Origin of the sequence: Roseibium album (assembly GCF_001404515.1) — a bacterium.
Classification (GTDB): domain Bacteria; phylum Pseudomonadota; class Alphaproteobacteria; order Rhizobiales; family Stappiaceae; genus Roseibium; species Roseibium album.
This window is the reverse complement of record NZ_CXWE01000001.1, coordinates 1,006,786-1,030,173: the sequence shown is the minus strand read 5'-3', so window position 1 is coordinate 1,030,173 and position 23,388 is coordinate 1,006,786. Positions and strand designations below refer to the sequence as shown.

Sequence of the window (23,388 nt, the reverse complement as noted above, 5' to 3'; positions counted from 1 at the left end):
GGGCCAATCGATATTCTTCAAGAAAACGCATATAAATCAGAAGCTTAATTTTGAATTCTCAATTTGAGAACGTGAACCCATTTCGATTTTGGAAAAACCGGTTTGCAAAATCGGAAGCTGCCTAGCCGCCTCAGGTCGATGCAGTCAAACCAAGCAGATACGAGATCATCCGGGTGCTCGGTGGATCGATGAGGCCCGCCATCAGGCAAACGGCAAGAAAGAGGATCGTGACGTATAAAAGCGTCAGATAGCTTGCCATCCAGTTCTGCAACGTGGCGACAAATCCGTCACCGTCGCCCGCGCGTTGATCGCCCCGGTTCGACCAGCGCTGCTTGGACAGCCTGAAGATACAGTAGACCTTCACCGATGCGTTGATGAGCTGGTTGAAGTAGAGAATGAAGGGATAGCTGAGATCAACCTTGCGCGCATACTGGAACAGAAACAGGGACAGCAGCATCCGCGTGATACATATGAAAACGACGTAACCGAAAACGTAGTGTGGGTCATAGAGGACAGAGGTGCTCACGGCCAAAACCGGGCTTACAAGCATGGTCCACATGGACATTCTCTGATCGAGCAGGCACCACCAGATAAAAAACGGCATGCGGTGCGGTCCGAGCGCAAGTGCTCTTGTGCCATTCCGCAGCATGTTGCCCGACCAACGGCGGAAGTTCTGCACCATCCGGTCCATGCCGGATCCCTCGATCACCTCGACGGTATAGCCCATCGCGTCCGGTACGTAGAGCATGCGGCACCCTGACTGCAGCATGTAGTACCAGGTACTCTTGTCGTCACCGGACAGAAACCGGAATTTGCCCCAGAGCCAGTGCTCGAGGTGGTCGGCCTCAAGCAGACGTATGAATTTCAGTTTCACCAGATGATTGGCCCGAAAGACCGACATGCGACCTGTCAAGGTCAGGACCCTGCCGGACAGGGAATGGGATTGCATGGCAAGACGACGCTGGGCGAAACGCATTGTCAGCCAGTTGGCGATCCATCGGGGACCGATGCACAGAACTTCCTCGTCCGTGGTACAGGCCTGCAGATCCGGATAAAGCTTGAACAGCGGCAGACAGGCTCCGACGGCGTTTGGCGCGAGAATGAAATCGCCATCCATGAAGATGATGAGATCGTCCTTTTCGACATTGCCGCGACTCATGGCACGCAGAACCAAACCGATCGCGAGCCGTTTGCCCGGCTGGTTTTGCCGCACAACGTGAAGGGTGACATCCAGGTCAGACCATTCGCGAAGAAGAAGGCTGGAAATCAGCTCCTCATCGGAGCGGTCGCCGGAACCAAGCCAGATCGTGCCCGGAACGCCGGCGTCCTTGATCTCACGGCAAATCGAACGGATCACCTTTTCGGTTATATCGCGGTGTTCCTTGTAGGTGGTCATCATGAAATGAAGGTGCCTGGGACGCCAGCCGTCTTCCCAGACCTTTTTCCCGGCGTCGCGCATGGACGGGTAGACAAAACGGCCGTAGATCCAGGCGCGGACCGCGTGGGTGAACCACCATCCGTAGCGCCAGATACCAAGCAGACCAATCACAAGGGTGATTTCCCTGGTCGACGGACTGAAGAAGACGTTTTCGAAAACGGTGAGCCCAATGAAGCAGAGACCGAAATAGAGCGTAATCTGAAAGAGCGCCCAAGGGGTCCATTTCGCCCACCCCTTTGGCTGGTGCATGATCTCGTCGACCTTGTAGGGGAGCGATGATTTTTCCTGTCCCATCACAGTCCCCTTGTCAGCTGCTGCAGTGTCCTGAACACCAGATTGTTTCGATGGCGTTCGAAATAGACCGTGACAGGGGTGCCGCTCGACGGCAGGTCCCCTTCCGCCGGTCGAAGCGTGACCTGTGCGGAGCGACCATCCGGCGACCGGAAGCGATGTGTTTCCGTCACCTCGTCGACAAAACCAGCAGTTCTGTCGATTTCCATCACTTCGGCTGACATCCAACGGTTTTCCGTCGGCACATAAAGAGATGCCGTGCTTCCCCTGCGCACCTGAAGCACTTCCTCCTGGGTCAGGAAGGCCCAGATTTCTTCCGCACCGGTTTCTTCGAAAACCAACAACGGAGCACCCTGTTTGACTGCGTTCCCCCGGGCAATCTCAACCGAGATCAACCTGCCGTCGGTCGGTGCAAGTACTTCTTGTTCCGTCTCTCGCGCGCCAAGATCCTCGACAAGGCGTTGCTGATAGTCCTCTTCGGTCTTGAGGCGGGCAACCCTTGCCTCCATTTCGGCGAGCCGTCCTGCGAAGGCATTGCCGGTGAAAAGACGGATGCTGTTGCCGCCGTCGATGAGTTCTTTCAGTTCCTGAATATGGATTTGCTTCCGGGCGAGATCGGAATCAACCGATTTCAGGGACAATTCCGCTGTCTCAACTTCGTCTGTGAGAATGAGGCCCTTCGCTGCCAGTGCGCGCACGCGATCAAGCTTGAGGCTTGCATTTTCCTTGGCAAGTGCAAGCCCGGCAAGCTGTGATTCCGCCTGGCGAACATTGTTCTTCGCAACAAGTGCATATCCTTCCGCGCGCCTTCTTTCCTCTTCGACGAGAGCCTGTCTTTCCGCCAGTTCGGCACGCGTGGAAGCAAGCTCGGATTTTGCCCGGCGGAGCGTGTCCTGCCGATCAGTGTTCTCCAGCACGGCCAGCAAGCTTCCTGCTGTCACGAGGGCGCCTGTTCGCTGCGGCAGATCCACAATGCGGCCGGCGACAGGCGCCGTGACCGTCGATCGGTCCGCCGTCACGACGGCAGATTCAACCTCAAGCCGGAAAAGGGTCGCAAAAGCATAGACGCCCACATAGCCGAAGACCGCAGCTCCCAGGGCAACATAGAAAAGTGTCATGACGATCTGCCTGAGCGGCCATCTGCGAACCGGCAAAGCCTCGACAGGATTGGGATCCGGTTTTGTCGGAACCGGTGTGACCGGAGTGTCGATCCGCACAATCGTGTCCGCAACATCGGTCATCTTGCCGCGGACGAGGTCTTCCACAAAATGCTGCATCAGGGCAGCTTCACGCTCACCAAGCTGCACGAACCTGAAGGCGACCTCACCGCCGGCCTCATCCAGGCGAACAACTTCCGCTTCGGCCTGGAGTGTTATGTTGAACCCCTGAAAAGGAAGTGTGCACAAGAGCGTGTGGCAGGATCCCATTTCCGGAAGATCACGAAACGCACCTGCGATCCGGCACCCGCCAAGACCCCAGTCGACAGCATCGAAAGACTGCGCCCCCATGGCAACGCGCATGGGCGCCGTTACCCTGTAGTGCAGCCTCTGGCTGGGTCTTTCGTGAATGATTTCCACGTTGCGGTTCCTGCTGTTGCGTCGACAGCAGACACTTTGCAACACGAATGCCAAGTGCTCAGCACAGTTAACGGCGAGAATTCAGATTCAGGAAAGCGCTCTAACTTACTGATTTTCATTATCTTTCAAAAACAAGCTAATTGAAACTCACACCAGGTTTGCAAAATGGGAAAACCTTCGAGACTTTCCGAGACCGGAGATCTTCCCATTTTGCAAAGGTTACGGTTTTCGCTCAGGCGTAAACCGGGCGGCGGTTTTTCCATCCGCAACCCGGTTTTCAGTTTTCAGTTTTCAGTTTTCAGAAGATGAAGCAGTCACTGTCGTAAAGAAACTGGACAGACTGATCTCCTACCCCCTGCAAGGTGCAGATGTCCTGATAGGTTCCGTCACCTCCCAGATCGACCGATAGATGCGTATCGCCGTTCGACGCCGTTGTCTGAAGCTTGTCCAGAAACGTCTCATCACTATCGCTGCCTGCAAGGTGGCTGAAGTCCAAGAGATCGGTGCCGACAATGAAATCGGTGATGATATCGAGACCACTCAGATCGTAGCTGCGGAAAATGAAGGTATCCACGCCAGTTCCGCCAGTCAGGGTGTCACTGCCACCCAGGCTTCGGATTGCGTCATTGCCTGCACCGCCATCAATGACATTGACGCCCGACGTACCTTTCAAAATATCATTGCCGGATCCGGACCTGATATTGTCGATGAAATGCAATGTGTCTGTCCCGATCTCCAGGCCATGCGCCTTCTTGTTATGGAGAAGGATAGACAGATCGACATCATAGGCTGTGTAGTCGACGGTGTCGTTGCCACGGCCACCATGCATATAGTCGTTTCCGGCGTCTCCGAAGAACGTGTCATCGTCATGACCGCCATAGAGCCTGTCGTTGTTGTGGCCGCCGCGAAGTTCGTCATTTCCGGCACCACCCTTGAGGGTGTCTTCGCCGTAACCACCCAGCATCACGTCGTCTCCGGAACCGCCGATGATCATGTCATCGTCGTTCCCGCCATCCAGCGTGTCATTTCCGGTTCCACCATTCAGAGTGTCATTGCCGCTTTCTCCGTAAAGCGTGTCGTCTCCATTGTTGCCGTTCAGTTCGTCACTCTGCTGGCCCCCAAAGAGCGTGTCATTACCGGAATTGCCGTAAAGCGTATCCTCACCCGAGTCTCCGTACAGGTGGTCGTTGCCACTGCCGCCATGCAACTCGTCATTGCCGTTGTTTCCATAGAGCCAGTCATCGCCGGATCGACCGTGAAGCTCGTCGGCACCGGCACCACCATGCAGAAAGTCATTGTCGGTGCGTTCGATAACCGGCGTGTCTCCTCCATTGCCGGGGTCAGGATCGGTGCCACCGGAAGCCGTGTTGTAGTGGGCGTTCAGGACAAGGGCATTGGCAAGGCCGATGTCGACGGTGAAAACGCTGTCGTCGAAGTCGCGGTCTCCCCCGTTGAAAAGATCCTCAAAACCCAGGGTCAAGGTTCCTGCATCGGTTTTCAGAACGCCGGTCGTGTGCAGGAGATTGTCCGGATTCAGGTTGACCGTGTCGCCGTGGGCGGACGTGTGATAGGGGTCATATTGAACGAGCGTCTTCGTGCCGTCCGGCGCAATATGGTAGAGCCGCGGGCTGTCGCTGGTGAGCGATGCTTGCGAGCCATCGGCATTCTGGAACTCGAGAGTTCCGTTTTCCAGGTCGAGATGCGAGTAGCCGCCATTTCGGCTATAGCCGTTGGAAACGATAAAAAATGCGATTCGATCGCCGGCGCCGACATCGAGGAATTCGCGCGATTCCCCCTGGATCAGATTGCCGCCGCTGCCTTGCAGCGATGCATTCGGCCAGATGAATTCAACGTCCGTGATCGTGCCATCTTCCGTGATCTTGTAGTATCCGAAGGTATTGCGGTAACCCGCTGTTTCGCCTTCAAAAACCACGGAAACCGGATGGTCGTCAGTAATTTCGACTGAGGTCACCTGGACCAGGCTCGGACCACCCGATCCAAAGAGGATGTCGTTGCCATTGTTGCCGTAGAGCGTGTCGTCTCCCGTTCCGCCCCAGATTTCGTCGTTGCCGTTCCGGCCGGTCAGGAGATCGTCACCGAAACGTCCTGACATGACGTCAGAATGTTTCGATCCGTTCAGTACATCATCTTCATTGGTCCCGATGACAGGACGTGTTGCGGGTAAGCTTGGCATTGTCTTGCACTCCTAATACTGATGCGCGACTGCGCAAATCAGCGGAGGCATTGCAGTAAACGGGCCATTAACCCTGGAGCGAAACAAGGAATTTTACTTATATTTTTCAGATAGTTGCTGATTTCCGAAAATTTAAATTCGCCAGATCTTTCGAAAAAGCGACGAAGTTTTTTTATTTTGCAATGTCTATTTTGATAGTTGCAGAGCTCAGACAGTTGTTGCTGTAGTCGAACCAGTTCCAACTCCAGAACACGATTTCAAGAGTGTCCGGCCCAGCGTTCCCTGCCCATAGAACCAACCGGCTTTGACGCAACCACACAGACCGGTGTCAAATCTTCACCAGGTCGAAATGCCGTTCCATGGCGTCTCTCTTTCTTGGTCACGAACTGTGACTGCGACTTGATCGCGGCCCGATCTCAAACTGATCGTCATTCACTGTCAAACCCGATCTCCCGGGCCGCATGTTGCGGGAAGCCAGGACCTCCCGCAACTCAGGATCATTCAATGGCATCTGCTTCGCGGTAGTAGCGTTCCGCACCCGGATGCAGCTCCATCAGGCCGCGCTTGGAAGCCGCAAACTTGACGTCCAGCGCCTTTGCCCAGGGAGCTTGCGACGTGACCTGCTCCAGGTTGTCCCAGAAGGTTTTCGTGATCTGGTAGACAGTTTCCTCGTCAACATCGGCGCGGACACCGATACCGACTGCGGTGTCAAAGGACATCACCGCTTCCTCGTTGGTCTGACCGTCATACATTCCCGAGGGGACTTCAGCGCGATAGCGCCATTTGCCAAGCCACTTGTCGACTTCCTCGCCCTCGTCGCTCTCCGGTCCGATGAAACGCAGGCTCTCCGTTTCGGTGAACTGGATGAACTGCCCGCACGGATCGAGGCAGCCATTCACATAGACGTCGATCTTGCCATCAAGAAACGCCTGAAATCCGGTCTGCCAGTTGGCCTTGATGGCGTCATAGTCCTCGCCGACCACAAGGCCAGTGGTTGCCTCCACCCATCCGCGTGCCGCGTTGTAGGCACCACCGCCCTGGGGCCCAAGAAACACGGATGCACCCTCGATGTCGTCGAGTACCTGAATGTCGCTGTCGCCGCGAACCGTGAAGTGATACTGGCCGTACGGGAACCACATCAGCAGCTTGTAGTTCTTGGCAAGCTCAGGTGCTTCCGGCTCATTGGCATACATGGCCTTGCCCGCAGACATCAGGTTGTAGATGACGGGGCTGGTCATAGACAAATCGAGATTGCCGCGCGCGACTTCCATCATGTGCAACGTCGCGGCGCCACCACCCGAGACCTCGATTTCGACATTGTCCAGATTGTCCGTCACGATATTGGCAAAGGTCGCCATGGTGATTGCCTGACCGAGACTTGGCGCGATCGTCGCCATCTTCAGTGTTTCCTGTGCCTGGACCGGCGTTGCCCAGATCATGGCTGCACTTGCAGCAATTGCCAGTTTCCGCATGCGATTTCCTCCCTGAAAAATGCGTTTTGATTGTGTTCAGACCGATTTTGCATCGACCGGTGACGGGTCTCCTCCCAGAAACCTGTGTCCAATGACGAGGCCAATTCCCGCAAAGAGTGCCGTTCCGGCGATCGCCATGTTCGGGATCAGCAGGGCGATACCGGCAGCGCTCCTCAAGATCCGTTCCAAGATGTTGAGACGGTTCTTTTCAAATCCCGTGACAGCCGAGGTCAACAGCCACATGGCAAGCGTGAAGGCAAAGAGGATCCAGCCAAGATCCAGCCAGGTCACGCTGGAGATATCGATCATCGCCTTCGATGTCGGCACCTCGCCGCCGAACCAGCCAAACAGGACCTGGAGCTTGTAGAGAACGGCCGGGTGATAGACAAAAACGAAGGGAATGATGAACCCGGCCAAGGCAAGCCGGGCGGCCTGAAAGCCTGTGCGCACCGGATCGGCACCGGCAATCGGTGCGGCTGCGAAGGCAGCAAGTGCGACGGGCGGTGTCACGGTCGAGATAACCGCGAAGAAAACCACGAAGAGGTGCAATGTCAGCGGAGCTATGCCGACCGCATCGATGCCGGAGCTGAGCGCGATGACGATGATGAAATAGGTTGCACCCGGCGGCAGTCCCATTCCCAGGACAATGGCGCCAAGGGCAACAACCACCAGCGTTCCGAAGAGTGGCCCGTCTGCAAGCTGTGCGAGCAGCAGAGACAGACGGCCGCTGAAACCCGACACCTGGATGAGGCCGACGATCAGGCCGATGGCCGTGACAATGACGATGATCGAGGCGGACATGCGACCGGCACTGACAAACGCACTGTACAGCATTTCCCGCGAGCGGAAGCCGCGGAAAAGGACCAGCGCGGATGCAAGCGCAACGATGAAGCCGTAGAAACCCGCCTTGGGAACCGAAGGCTGGGCGAACAGGAAATAGCTCAGCACACCAAGTGGCAGGACAAAGACGAGACACTGGACACGTTCTGCACCCGTCAGTTTCGGGCGTTCATCTGCCGGCAACGGGCCAACACCCTGGCGACGCGCTTCAAAATAGACCGTCAGGAATGTGCCAAGGTAGAAGAAAATTGCCGGAATGATTGCCGCGATCACGATGTACCGGTACTCAAGTCCGATCTGACCGGCGACGAAGAACGCCACAACGCCCATCACGGGTGGCATCACCTGCCCGCCGGTTGACGCCGCCGCTTCCACTGCCGCGGCAAATGCAGGCTTGAAGCCAGAGCGCTTGATGACAGGGATAGTCATCACTCCGGTCGAAACAACATTGGAAATCGCAGCCCCGCTCAAGGTGCCGAAGAGCGCGGAACTTGCAACTGCTGCATGTGCGGCACCGCCAGTGAGCCCGCCTGTCAGCCGATTGGCGATCTTCATGAGGAGATCCCCTGCTCCGCTTGCCATCAAAACTGCGCCAAAGACGATAAATATCAGGACGTTGCCGGAAACAACCTGCAGGGGTTGCCCGAACATACCACCCGTCTGCGACCAGAAATTCAGCACCATGGAGCGCATGCTTTGTGCCAGCGTCGCCTCCGATCCGGCAAGAATACCGGTCCATTCCGGCAGCCAGCCACGCACGAAAAAGTAAATGATCCAGAAGAGGCAGAACCCGACAATGAACGTGCCGAAATTGCGCCAGGTCAGATAAAGCACCAGCGCGGTTGCAATCGGAAACAGAACAAAATCAAGCGGCCGTGCGGCGGGCAAGGCCCCACCGTCCACGGCAAACAGGTTCGCGACCCAAATACAGAACACAAGGCTCGACAGGGTGGCCAGGACCCAATTCACCCATGGCCGGATTCCGGTCAGGCTGAGAAAGGAAATTGCAAACGCAAACAGGATCGGCAACCCAAGGATCAGGCCGGTCGGCAGCAGAAACGTGCGCTCGAAAGACCGGAATCCGCCACCGAGCCAGTGTTCGCGCGCAAGTAACCGCTGTTGACGACGCGACAGCTCATCGAACCCGGGAGTGGTGACCTCGATCACCCAGCGTACGAATTCCGACAAGGGACCCGAGGCAGCAAAAACCAGTATCACCAGCGCGAAGACAAAGGCCAGAAGATCGGCAACGCGTTGTTCAACACGGACCGGTGTCATCTGTTCGTCTCCCCACCGCGAAGTCTGCGCGCGTGCCAAAGATAGGTGTTTCGGGCCGTCGCGTTGATCTCGTCCTCTGCGATGGTTTCCATTGTCTCCGCCTTGAGCAGCTCTACCGGTTCGCCAAGGGCAATCAGGTGGTCACATAGTTCCAGGCGCCACTGCGGGTCGATTGTTGAACGTGCCGCTGCCGTCAAGGCTTCGACACCGCCGGCAAGATCCGCCATGTGCCTCGCTCGTTCAGCTGATGAGAGCGTCCCGAGTGTTGTCGGATTGCCGTCATACCAGCCGAGCGTTCCACTCGCGAAGGCGCGGGCTGACCAGCTCGCCCTGCCGTAGAATTCACCAAGCCAGGGCTTTGAAGCGATGTCATCGGGAAGGCGAAGTTCCGATACGATGTCATCCATGGACTGACCCTTGTCCATGCCCTCGGCGGTATGACGCATCACGTGCAGGATCGCCCGACGTGTTGTACTCAGCACCTCCCGCACCTTGTCCTTGCCGAATACCGGCATCGTGTGCCCCGGTGCCAGAACAGCCGCACCGAGCTGTTCAAGCAGCTCCAGGCTGTCCGCCCAGGCGGCAAAGTCGCGGTACGGCGTGCCTCGAATGGCATAGAGATTTGGAAAGGCGTGATACCAGTTGTCTCCGGGGATCAGAACGCCTGCCTCTTCCAGCCAGACGGCCATGTGATCCTCCGTCTCGCCAGGTGCCATGATGAGCCTCGCCCTGACACCGTCGAGATCGATATCCTGATCGTCTTCCATGAACTGTGTTGGCGGCAAAAACCCGCCCCCCAGCCCCTCCATCGGACGATCACCTGGACCGCACCCGAGAGAAATACGTTCTTCAGGGGAAAGCCCGATGCCGAACTGTGCTGCTGTTCTGCGGTTCAGGGCTTTGTGGGGTGCGATCTTGTTACCGTCCTGCCCGACCAGGTCCGATTTGAATTTTGCATTCGCGATCACCGGACACACGCGACCTTCTGCGAAAATGGCAGCGCCGGATATATGATCCCGATGACTGTGGGTGTAGACGATCCGGCCGACAGGCTTGCCGGTCCTTTTGCGAATTTCATCGAGCACGTTCTTCGCAGCGCCGGTGCTCTCCGACGTGTCGACCACAGTCAGAGATGAAGCCCCCTCGATGACGTGTTGCGTCGATGCCGCATAACCGACGGCGGTCCACATGCCGGGTGCCAACTCGACAATCGACTTGCGGAACTGGATCTCATTGTGATGGAGCAGATCAGCATTGGGCATGGTTCAGCCTCCCGTATGCTTCTGTGGCGCCGGTCCGCGATAGTGTTCCGTCAATTCATCGGGAACTTCCGAACCATCCACCAGAAACGGCAGAATACCTTTCCTGATGGACCTTCCCCGCATTCCCTTTATGTCATCGTCTGAGCGCGTTACCCTTTGAGCACAGCGCCGCCCCCATTCGGCCAGCATTGCATAAAGCCTGTCGATTTCTGCCCGATGACCTGTTTCCTTTGCCAGGTCGTGGAACTCATCGGGGTCGTGTTTCAGGTCGAAAAGCATCGGCCGGAAGCCGCCTTCGGCATGCATGAGCTTGTAGCGACCATCGAACACCATGAAGAGACGGCAATCCCTGGGTTCCAGCCCCAGTTTCACCGCTTGAGGGGTCGGTGAAAAGTCAAACTCGGAAACGGCGAATTCACGCCATTCCGGTTTTTCGCCGTGAAGCCACGGCAGAAGCGAACGACCCTCAAGAATATGATCCGGCACCTTGCCTCCGGCGGCCTCCACGAAGGTCGGCGCGAGATCTATGGATTCAACGAGAGCATCGCATGTCGTTCCACGCGTTCCGTCCGCTTCCGGGCGCGGATCATAGACGATCATCGGGATCTTGACCGAAGGATCGTGGAACAGATCCTTTTCGCCGAGCCAGTGGTCACCGAGATAGTCACCGTGATCAGATGTCAGGACGATCATCGTGTCTTTCAGGCGGCCGGTTTTCTCAAGGTGATCCAGCAGGACACCGAGTTGATCGTCGCACTGTTTGATCAGGCCCATATAGGCGGGGATGACCTTTTGCCTGACGTCGTCCCTTTGAAAGGCGCTGGAGATCCGATTTTCCATGTAGGCTGCATAGACCGGATGGGGATCGTCCCGTTCGACCTCGTGCCGGCTGGCGGCCGGAACATGGTTCAGACCGTACATATCGTGATAGGGGGCGGGAACGATATAGGGCCAGTGTGGCTTGATATAGCTGACATGGGCGCACCACGGTCCGCTCTGCGCTTCGATGAAATCGACGGTGCGCGCTGTCAGCCAGGGTGTCTCGCTGTCTTTCTCACGGATATTCGCCGGTTTGTCGGCATTGGCGAACATCCAGCCGGAGGCAATGTTTCCGTCTTCATTTATTCCGGCGTTGGCAAAATCCGCCCAGGGATTCTGACCTTCATACCCTTTTGATTTCAGGTATTCGTTATAGGGCGAACGTTTCTCGTCATAGAAGCCGTCCGGGCCACTGCCCCACAGGCCGTCGTCACGGATCCAGACATCAAATCCGCATTCGACCTGACGCGCCCCGATCACACTGTCCGGTGCCAGCCCAAGACGCTTCATGCCTTCCTTGTCGGCTTTCATGTGGGTTTTGCCGATCAGCCAGCAATCCATGCCGGTATCACGCAGGTGGTCGCCAAGTGTGTGCTCGCCCACACGCAAGGGAAAGCCGTTCCAGGCAGCACCATGGGAAGAAACATATCTGCCGGTGTAAAAGCTCATCCGGCTGGCGCCACAGATTGGCGACTGAACATAGGCATTGGTGAAGCGCACGCCCATCGCTGCGACACGATCGAAATTCGGCGTGTGCAGATGCGGATGTCCGGCGCAGCTGAGATAGTCAAACCGCAGCTGGTCATACATGATGAAAAGAATATTCAAGCGCGGATTTCTCCACTTTTTGCCGACCAGATTGACCGGTTCCCTCCCGCGGGCAATGCCCGTTTGTCAGAGAAGTATTGCCCTTCCTTTTCGAGTTGTCTAATCTTCAGTCCGCTAGGCGGACCGATGTAACGATGACCGAAAATCCTCGAAACGAGCGTGTCAGATCCCTTGAACGGGGGCTGGAAATCATCGAATTCCTGTCGCGCCGCACACGGTCGTCCCTGGCTGATCTGCGCCAGGCAACCGGCTATTCCAATGCTACGCTGTTGAGGCTGCTCGCCAGCCTGCAGCACCGGGGCTGGGTCCGGCGCAACATCGTGGAGGGCCAGTACGAACTCTCGCATTCTATCGGCAAGGTGTTGGGCGAAAATGCTCGCGCGCATCCGCTCGCGGAACTTGCCGGCCCCATTCTTCTGGATCTCAAGGGACGGCGGACAGGTCTGCCGTCCGACCTGAATGCCGTAACAGGTCCGGGACGCATCGAAATCATTGAAAGCACGCGCTTGCGCGGTCCCATGGCCCCGACCCGTACCGCACTCGGCATTCGTCCGTCGATGGTATTGTCTGCACACGGCCGCGCCATCCTCGCCTTTTCACCCGAACCCGTCGCGGAAAAACACCTTGAGAGCCTCAAGAACTTCGCCGGCAAGGAAGAACTTCGCATGATTGAAGGCGGCTTTCTGGCAACTGAAATCGCCGATACACGCAAGCGCGGTTTCGGTCTTCGAGAGGCCGCCTACTGGCAGGCGCCGTTCGATCCGGGGCCGGAACTCGGCGCCATGGCGGTGCCGATCATTTCCAGTTCGGGCGTTCACGGATCCATCAGTATCTTGTGGATGGTCGACGACATGAATATCGACGAAGTGCTGGCCTTCGGCTGTCTTGACGACCTTCAAAAGGCAGCTCGAAGGGTGGCAGAGGTGCTGGATCGTGAGCGGATCAAGGCGCCGGATATTTTGTCAGCTCAAACTTTGCCTGGAAACAGATGATTACCCGCTTCTGTACTCCCTTAACTTGCCTGCAAGCTTTGACATCATCGCTTTGGCTCGGAACAAAATATGCAACAACATTCCAAAAGCATATAATAACGGAAAAGTTATGTAAAAATAAAACCTGAAAGGATCTGGAACAAGCTTAACCAAAAGAACCATAATGATGAATAATAAAATTAAAGTTATATAACTATATTTGCTCTTCGCACTATAAACTCTGCACAAAACCCTCTCGAATTTTGAAGATTGACCCTTTTCGACAATCATTTGCCTGCTTTCCAGCTTTTGACCTCATGTTCGGCGCTTGATACTTACGCGACAAGCATCCAAGGCGATAGAGACTTTGTCATTCTGGTGAGCGAATGAAGCCTGTAAATTCAGTTATCACGTTCCTGAAATTTCCAGCGCCTCGCTCATCGCCATCGCGCTCATGCCGCCATCGATGGTCACGTCCTGGCCCTTGATCCAACCGCTTTCCGGCGAGGCCAGAAAGACGATCACCTCGGCGACTTCCTCCGGCAGGCCGGGCCGGCCGGCGCGCGCCACGTTTTTCACCATCCTATCTCCGAAGGCTGCGGCGAAATCTTTCAGAATTCCAGTGCTGACGGCGGCCGGGCTGACGGAATTCATTCTGAGGTTCCGGGCAATCAGATTTTCGGTTTCCGCCATGGTCATGACGATCACCGCTTCCTTGGAAAGATTGTAGGCCCGCGTCGCGTCAATGCCTCTTTCGCTGATGAACGCCGGAAGTTCATCCGGCTGGAGAGACATCAATGCCTTGACCTCCTCAAGGTTATCCCGCCACATCGCCCCTGCCCGCGACGCCGTATTGACGATCGCAGCACCTGGTTCCAGCTTGTCCAGCATGCCGTCCATAAACCTGCGCAAACCGAACCAGTTCACCTTGAGGATAACCTCCTCCAGGCCATCTCTCGGCGGCAAGCCAGCATTGTTGATGATCGCATCGTACTTTCCGGACACAGCATCGGTCGCCGCCTGGATCGAGCCCGGATCGCTCAGGTCCGCCTTGATCCAGCGCGAGACCTGAACCTGAGGCTCAGAGATATCAAAGGCTGTTACCTCGTGCCCGAGCTCCGCCAGCTTCCTGGCAACTTCGGCCCCGATCCCCGACGAGCCTCCGGTCAACGCCACGCGCATCTCAATCCTCCCCTACCCTGTCTCGACCTAGACCTTCCTGCCAATCGCCGCTCGCGTCAAACGCGGACAACTTTCAGCCTGGTCTTCAAATCCGTCCGGCAGAAGGCATGCAGGAAACAGGTTTGCTCGGAGATATCGAGCATTTCCTGGGCCGTCTCATCGCTTTCCGATGTTTCCAGATAGACATGGGTTTCGATCGGATCGGCTTCGCCGGCCCGACCCGTGCCGCCAGAGGCGCCACCAAGGGAGAAATGCGTGTCCTGAACGATACGATAGTCCGGCAGGTCCAGCTTGAGCATCGAAACGAAGCGCCCGAACTGGGTCATGAAGCAAAAGCCTATTCCCGCGCTAATCAGCGTGTTGGCATCCGGTGCCCGGCCGTCTTCGGAGCTCAGGAAACGAAAGCTCGTTCCATGGGGCGAATAAAGCCTCTGCTGGATGTCCTTGATGCCGTCAGGCCTGAGTTCGGCAATCGCGCCCGGGTTCAAACGCCGGTTCTGTTCATCGGCAAGACTGGATGCCGCCGCAGCCGTTCCAAGCGCCACGTCCTTTTTCGGCGTCATCCCAACCGGCTCCACCAGCATGAATGAAGACGACTCTGCCCGGCTTTTGGCGAAATGGTTACCCGGATCGGGAAAGAGGTCTCCTTCCAGTTCCGCAACCTTCGCAGTCGGCAGTTCGACACCGTTCCTGCCGAGCTTGAACAGGCTTTCCAGTTTGCCGCGCATCAGGCCGTTGAGAGGCGAGGCATGGATCGCGTTCATCAGGAAGGTGTTGAGCGCACCATTCTCCAGGTCGCAATCGATCTCCACGCGCAATTCCACCGGTTCGGCGCCGCCCACCATGGTGCGCTTCGGCATGGACCCTTTCATGGTGTAGAAATTGTCCTGGATCAGCTTGAGTTTCCTGATCTCGACCCCTTGCATGTCGGCAAGCGCACAAATCTCGTTCATGTAGCTGGCAATCATGCCTGTGGTCAGAAAGGCCAGCGGGCAAGGTGCTTCATCGTGACCGCTCAGATAAGGTCCCTCATCGGAAACCAGACGCCAGGTGTCACCGGTTTTAGCGGATCTGACGAGCGCCTCCTTCTGAAACCCGGACAGTGAGCGTACCCAGGTGCGAAGCGCATCACCCTTACGGTTCTCCGGCGCATTGATGCCAACTTCGACCGCATTCGACACCTTGAAAAACGGCGCCAGGCTGCTTTCACCTATGACGTTCTCGCCAAGTTTTGCCATGTCATTCATCTCCCGAATATCTGTCTTTTTCCGATCCCGCCAGGGTCGACGGAATCATTGCGGTCGCTCGGGCAGGAACCCGGCAGGAGCCGATATGGAATGTGGTTCGGCGAAAGCCAGCGCACCGTCATATCCGAGGTTCCGGCCAATGCCAGACAGTTTGAAACCGCCGAACGGTCCGCGCCCGTCCTGTGCCATCGGCCCGTGGCCATTCAGATAGGTGTAACCGGCCTCCAGCCGCCGGGCGATGCGCACCGCGCGTTCCGCATCGGAGGTCCAGACGGACGAGCACAGGCCGAACTCACTGTCATTTGCCGAAGCGACGGCTTCGTCTTCGGTGCGGAACTTCATGATCGGCAGACAGGGGCCGAACTGTTCCTCGCGGACCATCTTGAGCGAAGGATCAGCGTCGTAGACAAGTGCTGGCTTCTGGAAATAGCCACCACCATTGTAAAGATCCTCGTCCGGCACCTGGCCGCATTCCTTCAGATCTGCGCCCCTTGCCCGTGCCTCCGCGATCATGTCCCTGACGATCTTCAGCTGGCGCGGATTGTTGACAGGTCCCATAGTGGTCTCGGGCTCAAGACCGTCGCCAACAACGGCCCGCTCGCAGGCCGCGGTAAAACCGTCGACGACTTCATCGTAACGACTTGCGTGAACATACATCCGTTTCAGGGCCATGCAGATCTGGCCGGAGGACCCGAACGCACCCCAGTACATCTTGTTGAATGCTTCTTCATTCAACTCCGCATCCTCCAGGATCAAGGCCGCATCGTTGCCCCCTAGTTCAAGCGTGACGGGCGTGATGTTTTCGGCGGCCACTTTCATAACGTGTCGTCCAACGCCGACGGACCCCGTGAAGTTGACCAGTCGCACCAGCGAGTGGCCGGTCAGCGTGTCACCAATCTGTCCGGCATCACCGGTGATGATGTTCAGGACGCCCGGCGGCAGCAGTCTGGCGATGATCTGCAGAGTAAGTACCGGTGCCATTGCGCTGTCTTCCGAGGGTTTCACCACCACGGTATTGCCGGTTACCAGCGCTTGCGGAAGTTTGGCGCCAAGGATCGACAACGGCCAGTTCCAGGGAACGATCAACGCGGCAACACCGCGCGGCTGCCGGGTGATGATGGTATCGAATTTCGGGCCGACATCCGCCGGTCCGAGTTCCTCGTCGACCGCCATGCGTTCACCATAGGCAGCCGCCTGGAGGAAACGGTCGCCAAGGCGGCTCATTTCCAGCAGTGTCTCGCGCGCGATCTTGCCGTGTTCACGGGTAAAAAGGCGAGAGCGATACTTGACGTCTTCCTGATCCGCCACCAGAGCCGAGGCAATATCGCGCAGCCTTCGTGCCCGTTCCTCAAATCCAAGGGCCGCCCAGGCCGGAAACGCTGCATGCGCCGCCTCGACGGCTTCATTCATATCCTCTCGGGTTGCCGCTGCTGCATGACCGACAAGCTCCGAGGGTCTGGCAGGGTTGAACAGATCATAGACAGCGCCGCCCGAAGCCGGGCGCACCTTCCCGTTTATGAAGATGCCCGTGGTTATCTCCTGGTCCATGTTGTTCATGATCTTGTCCTCAGAACTTTCCCTGGTTGTTCCATTCCTCGGGTGCGAGGATCTTTTCGGTGACGTCCCAATGCTCGACGATCCGGCCTTCTTGCAGCCGGAAGATGTCGAAGACGCAATAGTGGCTCCTGCCCATCTGCATGTGGCTGAGGGTCACGACGAAATTGCCCTGGCCAATCAGCTTGTGAAATTTCCAGTAGCGCATGGTTTCGCCGCGCGCCGCCAGATCCGACACGAGCCCTGCAAGCCCATCGAGTCCGTCGGCCGCATCGGGATTGTGCTGCAGATACTCGTTCGCGGAAATGAAGTCGGCAGCGCGCGCAAAATCACCATTGATCAGACACGCGTCGCAAAAGGATCGTACGAGGGCCTTGTTGGCTTCGGTCCTGTGGAGATCCTCGATCCTTGTGGTGCCATCCGTCATCGTGCGGCCCGACTTCGTCCTTGTTTCGAACGTCTGGATGACGTCCCAGTGCTCAACAACCCTGGCGGTCTCGTCGGTGTCGAACAAATCGCCTGTCACCCATTTGCTCTCACCATTGTTGAGGCTCTGAAAAACGTGAAGGAAGACAAAGGATCCGTCCTCAATGGCGCGGATCACTTCGATTTGGCGTACCGGGTTGCGCTCGAGGAACGGACCGAAGAATTCAGCAAAACCCTTCTGTCCATCGCCAACTCCTGTCGAATGCTGCGTATAGCGGGCACCGGTGTGCGCGTTGAGCGCCTCCCAGACCTTCCCGTCCCGGATGCCGTCGAGATACAGTCCCTTTGCGTGATGAACCTTGTTGGTGCCTGACAGCGAATGCATGATGGAAGCCTCAAAACTGGTGAAAATTGCTCAGGATATGGCCGGACATGCCACCGTCGACTGTCAGGTTTGCACCGCGGAACCATTTTGCATGTTCGCTCAGTGCAAAGGCGACGACAGGTGCCACATCCTGTGGTCTCCCCGGCCGGTCCATGTGCTTGCGATCTTCCTTCGCCCGCTCGCCAAGCGTTTGAAGAAAGTCCCCCAGGATCGGCGTGTCGACCGGGCCCGGGCTGATGCAGTTCATCGTTATGTTTCGGTCGCGCCAGGTCCATCGGTTCTGCATTGTCCAGACAATCAGAGCTTCCTTTGACAGAAAATAGGAACGGCCACCCTCGGCATTATCGAGACCTTCGGCCCGGCAAAAGCCGGCGACATCGTCATCAAGCGACACTTTCATCGCCCGTTTGACCTGATCGACCGCATTGGGCCAACCGAACCCTGCCAGGGATGCCAGGTTTGCGATCGATGCTCCGTCCGCGAGCTTGGGTACGATCGCGAGCGTCAAGCGCTGCAATCCGTAGAAATTGACTTTCAGAACTGCTTCGGCTGCCCGGGTTGGCGGTACACCGGCAATATTGGCCAGTCCATCCGCCCCCTCGGGCAGCTCTGCGACAAGGGTGTCAATTGACGCAGGATCTCCCAGGTCTGCCTCGAAAAACCGATCGGCGTTGCCTGTTGGATCGCGATCGACGCCGATGACGGTTGCGCCCTGCTCCTTCAGCAATCGGCAAGTCTCTGCTCCGATACCTGACGCTGCCCCTGTTACGATAAACGTCTTGCCGTTGTTCATGAAAATTCTCCCAAGGTCAGCCCACCATCGTCTGCGGCAGGAAAATTGCGATTTGAGGAAACAGTGCGAGCAGCAGCAGCATGAAGGCCATGGCGAACCAAAACGGCCAGATGCCCCTGAAAATCTGCCCCATGGGAACGCCAGGGGCGATGGACTTTACGACGAAGACATTGAGGCCGACCGGCGGTGAGATCATGCCCATCTCCAGCACGATCACCACGACAATCCCGAACCAGATCATCTTCATGTCCGCCATGGAAGGGTCAAAACCGAATTCCAGGGCGGCGATGATCGGAAGCACGACCGGGATCGTCAGCACCAGCATGGCAATGCCTTCCAGAAACATGCCGAGAAACATGTAGATGAGGATGATGATCAGGAGGATACCGTAGTCGCCAATGGGGAGCGACGTCATCAGGCTCACCAGTTGTCCGGGCAGTTCGGTGATCGACATGAAGGGGATGAAGATGAATGCACCGATAATGATCAGAAATACGGTCGCGGATGCCTTCACGGTCTGAAGTGTCACTTCACTCAGCGCTGCAACAGTGAGAGACCGCCGCCACAAAGCGACCAACAGCGTGAGAAATGCGCCCACCGATGAGGCTTCGACGGGCGTGAAGAAACCCGTGTACATGCCTCCGATCGTGAGCCCGACAACGGCGACGAACGGCAAGGCGGCAATCGTTGCTGACCGTCGCTCGGACCAGCTGGAACGTGGTCCCGGTGGCCCGGCTTCGGGGCGACGCAGGACGGTTGCGTAAATAGCGCCGATGAACAGAAGCGTCATCAGAATGCCCGGTATGACGCCCGCCATGAACAGGCGGCCAATGCTCTGTTCCGTCAGCACCGCGTAGATGATCATGCCGCCAGAGGGCGGGATCAGAAACCCGAGCGTTCCACCTGCCGCGACCGAACCGGTCGCAAGACTATTCGAATAGTTGAATTTCTTCATTTCCGGGAGCGCAACCCGCCCCATGGTGATGGCGGCTGCAAGGGACGATCCGGAAAGTGCAGCAAATCCTGCACAAGCCGCAATTGTCGCGGACGCCAGACCGCCCTTCATGTGTCCCATCCATCGATAGGCCGCCTTGAACAGATCGGCGGACATACCCGACACCCCGGCAAGGTTTCCCATCAGGACGAACATGGGAATGACCAGAAGGTTGTAATTGGAAGCCGCTTCAAAGGTTTCGCCGGACAGATTGGACATGGCCGTCTTGAAACCCCGTGCCCACGCCTGGTCCGGGCCCATGCCAAGCAGGAGGAAACGATTTGCAGTTGCGACAATCGTGCCGACGACACCAACCAGTATCATTGCAAGCGCCACGGGAAACCGGAGCGCCAGAAGGACAAACAGGAACAGGAGGCCGAACACTCCGAGCATGGTCATGCTGATCACAGGTCTGCCCCCAAAGCGATTTGCCGGATCTTGCCGCACAGCAAGAGTTGAATTGCGTCGCTGGCCAGAACGAGCGCATAAACGGCAACGCAGATGGCCAGAAGGTAGTAAAAGGGTTCGTAGGAGATCAGCAGCTGCTGGGTCGTCTCTCCGAATTTCGTCGCCTTCCCGCCTGCTTTGACAAGCTCATAGGACATGAGGAGCATCAGAGCGCCGGCGACAAGACGCAGACCCAACATCGACCAACGGGCAAAGCCGGGAGACATCCGACTTTCCATAACCTCGATTTCAATATGAGCGCCGCAGCGGCCACCAAAAGGAATGGCAATTGCGACGAGGATCACCAGCGACAGGATCATAAGGTCTTCAGCACCCCGGACCGGTGCATTCATGACCTTGCGCATGACCAGCACGTTCCAGGTTCCGAACAGCGTCATGAAGGCGAGCATTACACCCCCCATGATGAGCGCGAGCCAAACCAGCAGCTTGTCCAACGCCTTGATCCACATCAGATCGGGCACGATGCACCTCCATCCTGGAACGGCGGCCAAAGGCCGCCCGTGCCATCACTTGTTGATCGCGTTGTAGATATCTTCGGCATTGTCGATGCCGCGATTGGCATAATCGGCGAAAATTGCCTTCATGCCTTCGGCCACGGCCGCATCCATCTTTGCCCGTTCTTCGTCGGCAACCGAGACCCAGCTGACTTTTTCCATTTGCGGTGCGGACTTCATGATCTCGAGCGAACGCTCGTCTGCACCATGAAAGCTCCGGGCACCCATCATCGAGAAAGTCTCGCCGGCGAGGTCGTCGATGATGGCCCTGTGCTCATCGGAGAGTTCCAGATAGCGTTCCTTGTTCATCGCGACAAAAAACACGGCAAACTGAACCGGTACATTCTCGATGAAGTGGCTTGAAACGTCCCAGAAGTTCCACGGCGGTGTCATGTTGTTGTAAGTGGCCGTCGTGCTGTCGATGGTTCCGGTGCTCAGTCCGGTATACATCTCCGTGACGGGCATCTGCACCGGCACCGCCCCCAAGGCTTCGACAAGTGGTGTCGTCATCGCCGCATAGGGCACCATTTTCGTTCCCGCCAGGGATGCGAGAGTCGAATAGTCCCCCGTTGCAGCCCACGCATTTCCAGCCACAGTGAACACACCAAGAAGTTTCACGTCCTCGTATTCGTCAGCCAGATGCTCGTCGTATACCGACAGGAGACGTTCCGTGGCCTCCAGTGCAGTTGTTGCCTTGCCCGGCGGAATGATCAACATCGTCTTCGGGAAGATGGCGGGAGTGTAGGCCTGCAGCCCAAAGGTAATATCCGCAACGCCTTCGACGGCGCGCTTGTATTGTTGCACCGGCCCTGCGCCAAGCTGGCCTGCCGGGTAGACCTTGATCGTGAGCGTCCCGCCCGAACGCTTGTCGACTTCCTCCCCGAACCATTTGAACAGGACTGAATTCGTGTGATGTTGCGGCGGTACAAAATTCGCGACGGAAAGCTCCTCCGCAGAAACGGCAAGCGGCATCATCGACACGAGCGCAATTGCGGCCGCGCCAAGCAGCGATTTCGATTTCATGGCTTCCTCCCAGAATGTTCCTCGGAAGATATGCAGAATTGGACATCGAAACCATTCATGACTATTCATAATAGATATGAGCAAAATCGATTTTCATAATCTGGACGGCCAGATCCTGCGCACTTTCCTCGCGATCCTGGAAGAGTCATCCGTCTCTCGCGCAGCGGAACGCCTGGAGGTAACGCAGTCAGCGGTGAGCCACACGCTGTCAAAACTTCGACTGATCCTGGGTGACCCGCTTTTTGTCAGATCTGGGCAGGGTCTGACCCCGACGGAGACAGCGCTTTCGCTGAAGGGACCCGTGCGCCAGGTTCTGGACAGTCTCAAATCCTTGACGGAACAACGACCGTTCGATCCCAGATCGGAGGACATGCGCTTCGTCGTGGCGGCGAATGATATGCAAAGAGACCTGCTGTTTCCGCAACTGGTGAGAGACGCGCTGCGGGACGGGGTGAATTTGTCGCTCGAGTTCAAACCTTCAGGTGTTCCGAGCGTCTCCCTGTTACGGGACGCCCGCTGCGACCTCCTGCTGACACCAATTCCGCCCGATGCGCCGGACATGATCCAGTTCAAGCTGTTTTCGGGCGAGATGATGTGCTTTTTCGATGGCAGCTGCACCCGCCCGCCAACCTCCGTCGAGGATTACCTGGCTGCCCGACACGTGACGGTCCAGTTCGTCCTGGGTGGCGGTTCGAACGATGTTCTGAGGGCTCCGGATCTGCCTTACATCCCCAAACCAACTGTAACGGTTTCGAATTTTTCCGGAATTACACCATTTGTCCGTGGTACATCGATGCTCGCTACCGAATTGGAGTTCATGCACAGGACGTCCCTTCGTAATCTTGATATGGCGCCCCTGCCATTCGTGACCGAATCCTTGAACGTCTTCATGGTCTGGCACGAGCGGTCCACCAACGACCCCGCTCACAGATGGTTGCGGGAAGCGGTTACCGCGTGTTCGCGCGCTCTTGTTTTCTGAGGATACGGATGTTTCACGGATCTTGCCAAAACGGATGGTCGCATTCTTCCGATTTTCGGGGAAAACCGGATACGACAACTCCCCTGCAATCAAAATATGGACACAGTGATCAGAGTCTATTGCCAGCCTGAGTTGAATTCGAGCCAACGGACGCTGCGCCATGAGCGATGTCGGACACGAAGGCATACACCGGTTCGTGGCGGAGCGAATTTCCTGGGTTATAGCCGTTTGGGTGCATGTGCTGGTATTTGCGATGCTGACAAACATGGAAATGTTGGATCTGTCTGACACGAAGGTTTCCGCACCTCTCGTCGTTGACATTCTGTCTCTCCGGGAATTCCAGCAGGAAGCCTCGCCCAACCCTGCCCTGCAACCAAAATCCGTCCCGAAAGTTGCTACTGAACGCGCTGCACCATCGGGAACAGGAACACCACTTCAAAAAACTCATGTTCCCCCGCCGAACGCTGCCTGGAACTACGCAACGTCATTTTACGCGCATGGTGTTCTCAGTGACCCCCGATCTGCCCAGGCCCGAGCGGCACTGGCAACACTCGTTGGCGGCGACCGCCTTGAGCAACTTTGTGCATTGGAAGCCATGGAACAGGTTAGACGCGCACAACCGGGCTTCCGTCCGACACGATTGGCGCCGCACGCCTTTCGAAATTCCGTGAAAATAGCAGATGAGATTTTTGCCTCGGCAGCCGCCCTCAGAAGCAACCGCACCTGGTATGAAATTGCCTACAGGTGCCAGCTTTCAGCGAATGGTGCCGAAATCATCGGTTTCGAATTCGCGCTTGGCGAACCGATAGACCGCTCACTGTGGGATGAGCACGGTCTTGCGCCTGTGCACTGACGCCTCAAAGGGAAGAGAAC

The 23,388-nt window shown here is 56.9% G+C and carries 18 protein-coding genes; 3 read left to right on the top strand and 15 right to left on the bottom strand.

Annotation, left to right across the window (positions count from 1 at the left end; translation table 11 throughout):
* Window positions 1-130: 130 nt before the first annotated feature.
* From LA5095_RS04535 to LA5095_RS04505, 7 genes are all read right to left on the bottom strand, one after another.
* On the bottom strand, window positions 131-1,732 hold the full coding sequence (locus tag LA5095_RS04535; protein ID WP_082442767.1) for a glycosyltransferase: 1,602 nt from the start codon (window positions 1,730-1,732) through the stop codon (window positions 131-133).
* Window positions 1,732-3,306: a PilZ domain-containing protein gene (locus LA5095_RS04530; RefSeq protein ID WP_082475908.1), complete on the bottom strand. Its 1,575-nt coding sequence runs from the start codon at window positions 3,304-3,306 to the stop codon at window positions 1,732-1,734. Before LA5095_RS04530 ends, LA5095_RS04535 begins: the two co-directional genes overlap by 1 nt.
* A gap of 298 nt (window positions 3,307-3,604) precedes the next feature.
* Complete coding sequence (locus tag LA5095_RS04525) at window positions 3,605-5,500, bottom strand: calcium-binding protein (RefSeq protein ID WP_055112277.1); 1,896 nt, start codon at window positions 5,498-5,500, stop codon at window positions 3,605-3,607.
* 497 nt (window positions 5,501-5,997) lie between these two features.
* Window positions 5,998-6,972, bottom strand: a complete 975-nt coding sequence (locus LA5095_RS04520; RefSeq protein WP_055112275.1) for a TAXI family TRAP transporter solute-binding subunit — start codon at window positions 6,970-6,972, stop codon at window positions 5,998-6,000.
* Window positions 6,973-7,008: 36 nt separating this feature from the next.
* Window positions 7,009-9,090, bottom strand: a complete 2,082-nt coding sequence (locus LA5095_RS04515) for a TRAP transporter permease (RefSeq protein WP_055112273.1) — start codon at window positions 9,088-9,090, stop codon at window positions 7,009-7,011.
* A complete protein-coding gene (locus tag LA5095_RS04510; protein ID WP_055112272.1) occupies window positions 9,087-10,352 on the bottom strand; it encodes an alkyl/aryl-sulfatase in 1,266 nt (421 codons plus the stop codon). The genes LA5095_RS04515 and LA5095_RS04510 overlap by 4 nt, the downstream gene beginning before the upstream one ends.
* A gap of 3 nt (window positions 10,353-10,355) precedes the next feature.
* On the bottom strand, window positions 10,356-11,999 hold the full coding sequence (locus LA5095_RS04505; RefSeq protein WP_055112269.1) for a sulfatase-like hydrolase/transferase: 1,644 nt from the start codon (window positions 11,997-11,999) through the stop codon (window positions 10,356-10,358).
* Between the two features lie 134 nt (window positions 12,000-12,133).
* Between LA5095_RS04505 and LA5095_RS04500 the strand changes: the two genes are divergently transcribed.
* A complete protein-coding gene (locus LA5095_RS04500) occupies window positions 12,134-12,991 on the top strand; it encodes a helix-turn-helix domain-containing protein (protein WP_055112267.1) in 858 nt (285 codons plus the stop codon).
* A gap of 387 nt (window positions 12,992-13,378) precedes the next feature.
* Here LA5095_RS04500 and LA5095_RS04490 read toward each other — a convergent pair whose 3' ends face one another.
* The 8 genes from LA5095_RS04490 to LA5095_RS04455 are packed head-to-tail and all read right to left on the bottom strand — an operon-like array spanning window position 13,379 to window position 21,536.
* Window positions 13,379-14,152 carry an SDR family oxidoreductase gene (locus LA5095_RS04490; protein ID WP_055112263.1) on the bottom strand — a complete coding sequence of 258 codons (774 nt, stop codon included), beginning with the start codon at window positions 14,150-14,152 and terminating at the stop codon, window positions 13,379-13,381.
* 56 nt (window positions 14,153-14,208) lie between these two features.
* On the bottom strand, window positions 14,209-15,390 hold the full coding sequence (locus LA5095_RS04485; RefSeq protein WP_055112779.1) for an OsmC family protein: 1,182 nt from the start codon (window positions 15,388-15,390) through the stop codon (window positions 14,209-14,211).
* A 54-nt stretch (window positions 15,391-15,444) separates the two neighbouring features.
* Window positions 15,445-16,956 (bottom strand): aldehyde dehydrogenase family protein, encoded by a 1,512-nt coding sequence (locus tag LA5095_RS04480; RefSeq protein ID WP_055112261.1) that lies wholly within the window; start codon window positions 16,954-16,956, stop codon window positions 15,445-15,447.
* Window positions 16,957-16,966: 10 nt separating this feature from the next.
* Window positions 16,967-17,764, bottom strand: coding sequence for a nuclear transport factor 2 family protein (locus LA5095_RS04475; protein WP_055112259.1), 798 nt, complete (start codon window positions 17,762-17,764; stop codon window positions 16,967-16,969).
* A gap of 10 nt (window positions 17,765-17,774) precedes the next feature.
* Window positions 17,775-18,557 (bottom strand): coniferyl-alcohol dehydrogenase, encoded by a 783-nt coding sequence (locus tag LA5095_RS04470; RefSeq protein ID WP_055112257.1) that lies wholly within the window; start codon window positions 18,555-18,557, stop codon window positions 17,775-17,777.
* 16 nt (window positions 18,558-18,573) lie between these two features.
* Window positions 18,574-19,950, bottom strand: coding sequence for a TRAP transporter large permease (locus tag LA5095_RS04465; RefSeq protein ID WP_055112775.1), 1,377 nt, complete (start codon window positions 19,948-19,950; stop codon window positions 18,574-18,576).
* A 5-nt stretch (window positions 19,951-19,955) separates the two neighbouring features.
* Entirely contained in the window at window positions 19,956-20,480 is a 525-nt protein-coding gene (locus LA5095_RS04460; RefSeq protein WP_055112256.1) for a TRAP transporter small permease, read from the bottom strand.
* Between the two features lie 45 nt (window positions 20,481-20,525).
* Window positions 20,526-21,536 carry a TRAP transporter substrate-binding protein gene (locus LA5095_RS04455; protein ID WP_055112253.1) on the bottom strand — a complete coding sequence of 337 codons (1,011 nt, stop codon included), beginning with the start codon at window positions 21,534-21,536 and terminating at the stop codon, window positions 20,526-20,528.
* A 76-nt stretch (window positions 21,537-21,612) separates the two neighbouring features.
* On the opposite strand from LA5095_RS04455, the gene LA5095_RS04450 reads away from it, so the two are divergent.
* Together LA5095_RS04450 and LA5095_RS31955 are read left to right on the top strand one after the other, a co-directional pair.
* On the top strand, window positions 21,613-22,515 hold the full coding sequence (locus LA5095_RS04450) for a LysR family transcriptional regulator (protein WP_055112251.1): 903 nt from the start codon (window positions 21,613-21,615) through the stop codon (window positions 22,513-22,515).
* A gap of 160 nt (window positions 22,516-22,675) precedes the next feature.
* Window positions 22,676-23,368: a DUF930 domain-containing protein gene (locus LA5095_RS31955; protein WP_199485811.1), complete on the top strand. Its 693-nt coding sequence runs from the start codon at window positions 22,676-22,678 to the stop codon at window positions 23,366-23,368.
* Window positions 23,369-23,388: the final 20 nt, after the last annotated feature.

Bases quoted from the DNA above. Each gene is read 5' to 3' on its own strand.
- LA5095_RS04535 (WP_082442767.1), bottom strand. From the start codon at position 1,732: ATGGGACAGGAAAAATCATCGCTCCCCTACAAGGTCGACGAGATCATG.
- LA5095_RS04525 (WP_055112277.1), bottom strand. From the start codon at position 5,500: ATGCCAAGCTTACCCGCAACACGTCCTGTCATCGGGACCAATGAAGAT.
- LA5095_RS04520 (WP_055112275.1), bottom strand. From the start codon at position 6,972: ATGCGGAAACTGGCAATTGCTGCAAGTGCAGCCATGATCTGGGCAACG.
- LA5095_RS04515 (WP_055112273.1), bottom strand. From the start codon at position 9,090: ATGACACCGGTCCGTGTTGAACAACGCGTTGCCGATCTTCTGGCCTTT.
- LA5095_RS04510 (WP_055112272.1), bottom strand. From the start codon at position 10,352: ATGCCCAATGCTGATCTGCTCCATCACAATGAGATCCAGTTCCGCAAG.
- LA5095_RS04500 (WP_055112267.1), top strand. From the start codon at position 12,134: ATGACCGAAAATCCTCGAAACGAGCGTGTCAGATCCCTTGAACGGGGG.
- LA5095_RS04490 (WP_055112263.1), bottom strand. From the start codon at position 14,152: ATGCGCGTGGCGTTGACCGGAGGCTCGTCGGGGATCGGGGCCGAAGTT.
- LA5095_RS04485 (WP_055112779.1), bottom strand. From the start codon at position 15,390: ATGGCAAAACTTGGCGAGAACGTCATAGGTGAAAGCAGCCTGGCGCCG.
- LA5095_RS04480 (WP_055112261.1), bottom strand. From the start codon at position 16,956: ATGAACAACATGGACCAGGAGATAACCACGGGCATCTTCATAAACGGG.
- LA5095_RS04475 (WP_055112259.1), bottom strand. From the start codon at position 17,764: ATGCATTCGCTGTCAGGCACCAACAAGGTTCATCACGCAAAGGGACTG.
- LA5095_RS04470 (WP_055112257.1), bottom strand. From the start codon at position 18,557: ATGAACAACGGCAAGACGTTTATCGTAACAGGGGCAGCGTCAGGTATC.
- LA5095_RS04465 (WP_055112775.1), bottom strand. From the start codon at position 19,950: ATGACCATGCTCGGAGTGTTCGGCCTCCTGTTCCTGTTTGTCCTTCTG.
- LA5095_RS04455 (WP_055112253.1), bottom strand. From the start codon at position 21,536: ATGAAATCGAAATCGCTGCTTGGCGCGGCCGCAATTGCGCTCGTGTCG.
- LA5095_RS04450 (WP_055112251.1), top strand. From the start codon at position 21,613: ATGAGCAAAATCGATTTTCATAATCTGGACGGCCAGATCCTGCGCACT.
- LA5095_RS31955 (WP_199485811.1), top strand. From the start codon at position 22,676: ATGAGCGATGTCGGACACGAAGGCATACACCGGTTCGTGGCGGAGCGA.